The following is a 2,296-nucleotide window of genomic DNA, read 5'->3' as shown; positions in this document are numbered from 1 at the left end:
CCCGATCCACCAGCCCCGGCGGATACACCCAGGTCAGCAACCCCAAGCCCGACAGCTCAGACACATTCGCAGGCACCCGCACCACCCCCGACGGCAACTACCAAGAAGCCTACGCCCGCTGGTAAAGCAACGGCATTGGCCCTAACTCTGCACGGTGTGACGCGGACGGTCACGCTCGATACCGAGTACCTCGGAGTGGGCCAGGGGCTGGAGGGCGAGACCCGCGCGGCTTGCCGCGCTACCACCGAGCTGCACCGCGACGACTTCACGATCACCTGGCAGAAGATGTTCGCGCGCGGCATCGCGGCCGTCGGGCACAGAATCGTGATCGACCTCGACATCCAGGCCATCGTCAAGAGCTGACCACCCCAGTGCGTTGCCGCGTCCACCAGCATCTCGATGCACCATCTGCCGTCGGAGGCGGGGGCGGCACGTACCTCTGGCGTATGACGCCGGTTCAGCCTGTGTGCTGATCACACGGACGGCCTGGGTTCGTAATGTCGGATACACCTCTGTTATGGCGCCCCCCCGAGACGGGACTGCGGTGCAAGGGGGCGCGGCAAGAGACGAGAACAAGGACGTGAGTATGTTTCGCAGACCTCGTAAAAAGGTGTTTTTCACCGTTTCCGCAGCAGCCGTCGCGGGAACGGTTGTGGCCGCCGTCGTGGCCCCCTCGCCCCAGGCCGGTGAGCCCGCCGGCCGAGCGGGAGCGGAGAGTGCCGGCGACCGGCTGTTTCCGAAGCTCGGCAACGGCGGGTACGACTCCGATTCGTATGACGTGAGGTTCGACTACCGGCCCGGTACCCCGAAGATGGACGCGACCGTGACGATGCGGGCGACCGCGCGGCAGGACTTGAGCCGGTTCAGCCTGGACGCGGCCGGGCAGGACATCAAGTCCGTGTCTGTCCAGGGAGCTCGGGCCGACTTCCATACGTCGGACGAAAAGCTCACCATTACGCCGAAGAGTCCCGTGCGCAAGGGCCAGACGTTCTCCGTGCGCACCGACTACCGCGCCGACCGCAGCAAGAACCTGCCCAACTTCTCCTGGCCTTCGGGCGTCGCGTACCCGATGAAGCACTGGGTTCCCACCGAGGACGGCTTTGCCTTGATGGGCCAGCCCGATCGCGCGCATCTGTTCTTCCCGGGCAACGACCACCCCAGCGACAAGGCCCTGTTCACTTTCCGCATCTCGACGCCCAAGAATCTGCAGGCGGTGGCCAACGGGTCCCTGATATCGCGCCGTACGTCCGGAGACCGCACCACCTATACCTTTCGCACACGCCATCCGATCCCGACCCACGTCGTGCAGGTGGCCGTCGGAAAGTACCGGGAGGTGAAGCAGCGCGGGCCGCACGGACTGCCGATCCGCAGCTATGTGCCGGCCGACCAGTACGCGCAGCTCAAGCCGGTGGTGAGCAAGACGCCCGCCCACGTGGCGTGGCTGGAGAAGGAGATCGGTCGCCCTTTTCCCTTCGAGGCGTACGGGATGCTGGGGGTCAAGAGCCCCTACAACGGCGTGGCCCTGGAGACCGCCACACTGTCCACCTTCAGCTCGTTGGGACTGAATCGGCCGGCCAGGCAGGTGGAGCCGGTCATGGCTCATGAACTGGTCCATCAGTACTTCGGTGACGCGGTGTCCGTGCGGAGCTGGGACGACATGTGGATCAGCGAGGGCCACGCGCACTACTACCAGAAGCGTTACGAGGCGGCTCGGGGCTTTTCGAAGTTCGAGGAAGACATGCGGACGCTGTACGAGCACGATGCGAAGGAGCGCCAAGAGAGCGGCCCTGCCGGCAAGCTCACGTCCTCCTCCGCAGTGATGTTCAATACAAACGCTCCGGGCGCGCTGATGCTCCATGGTCTGCGCAACCAGGTCGGTGACTCGACGTTCCGCCGCATCGAGCAGAGCTTTTTCGACCGGTACCGTGACAAGGCGGCGTCGACCCAGGATTACATCGACGTCGCCAACAAGGTCTCATGCCGCGACCTCGGACCGTATATCAAGAGCTGGCTGTACGACGCCAAGACTCCGCCCATGCCTGGGCACCCGGACTGGAAGTCCAAGCCATAGGGATGGCGAGCGCCTCTGAGCTCATCGTCCGCGAATCCGTCTTGACGGCCTCGGCTGGCTGATCCCGCGGGCAACCAGACCGGATCACCTGCAGTGCATGACGTCTCGAAGCACCAGGCAGAATCGGCCCAGTAACAGCCCTCCGCGGGCCGGACCGGACACCTCGACATCCTGGCACCGCCCTTCTCGGGGCGGCGCTTGCGCACGCGTCCAGGTAAGAAGCCC

The 2,296-nt window shown here is 65.1% G+C and carries 2 protein-coding genes; both read left to right on the top strand.

Annotated features, from left to right (window positions below; all coding sequences use genetic code 11):
• The first annotated feature begins 135 nt into the window (after positions 1–135).
• Entirely contained in the window at positions 136–363 is a 228-nt protein-coding gene (locus tag ACZ4QV_RS42415; protein WP_467764560.1) for a YceI family protein, read from the top strand.
• A gap of 223 nt (positions 364–586) precedes the next feature.
• Positions 587–2,071 (top strand): M1 family aminopeptidase, encoded by a 1,485-nt coding sequence (locus ACZ4QV_RS42410; protein WP_467764559.1) that lies wholly within the window; start codon positions 587–589, stop codon positions 2,069–2,071.
• The last annotated feature ends 225 nt before the right edge of the window (positions 2,072–2,296 follow it).

It is taken from the genome of Streptomyces sp. NPDC026394, assembly GCF_055567735.1.
The sequence above is the reverse complement of the archived record's forward strand: the minus strand, read 5'-3'. Positions and strand labels throughout refer to the sequence as shown.

What these genes read in the sequence shown, in the direction of transcription:
- ACZ4QV_RS42410 (WP_467764559.1), top strand. Translation starts at nt 587, where the DNA reads ATGTTTCGCAGACCTCGTAAAAAGGTGTTTTTCACCGTTTCCGCAGCA.